Annotated in this window: 1 protein-coding gene and 1 pseudogene; both read right to left on the bottom strand. The window is 58.3% G+C overall.

What is annotated here, in order from left to right; all coding sequences use genetic code 11:
* Window positions 1–235 (bottom strand): annotated as a pseudogene (locus Q4Q11_RS31975) (hypothetical protein); the annotation flags it as partial.
* On the bottom strand, window positions 187–684 hold a 498-nt coding region (locus Q4Q11_RS31970), incomplete at its 5' end, for an IS66 family transposase (RefSeq protein WP_498571999.1). The pseudogene Q4Q11_RS31975 and the gene Q4Q11_RS31970, both read right to left, overlap by 49 nt.

Below are 684 nucleotides of genomic sequence, written 5' to 3'. Positions count from 1 at the left end.
CCTCTATGCATTCGATGCCGCGGTCTGTAAATCCGGTCATGCCATCTTCGGACCCGTCGTCTATGTGGATCATCTCGCCGTAGTCGATGTTGTCGGAATTGTACGTGATCTCTTCGAGCAGCTCCATATCCTCGTCGATGAGGTCCGCGACGGCTTTGATCGTGTATACGCGGGTCGAGCGGGCCATCAGGCGGCCTCGGCGCGGGTGATTGCCGCCGTCGGCACCCAGTTCCACGGCAGCAACTCCTCAAGGCGATCCGCAGGATGATCCTGAATCCTGGTCAGAACGTCCGTCAGATAGACCTCCGGATTATGGCCATGGAGTTTGACCGTTTCGATGATTGTCAATATATTGGCGATGCGATCGCCACCATTGTCCGAGCCTGCGAATAACCAGTTTTTTCTGCCGAGTCCGAGCGGACGCATCGCTCGCTCAGCTATGTTGTTATCGATCTCGACGCGTCCGTCATCGATGTAGACGCTCAGCGCCGCCCACCGCGAGAGGGCGTAACGCATTGCTTCCGCCAGCTTCTGTTTCTGCGGTATCGTCGGAAGCGTATCCTCGATCCAGGCCTTCAAGTTCCTCATGATGGGCCTGGCATGTTCCTGCCGAAGCGCCCGCCGCTCGTCGGGCAGCATGCCACGGATGCGATCTTCGATGTCGTAGAGCGCACCGATGCGCGA

This window comes from Rhizobium sp. UFLA01-1127 (assembly GCF_059803845.1).
This window is presented reverse-complemented; position numbering and strand designations above follow the sequence as displayed.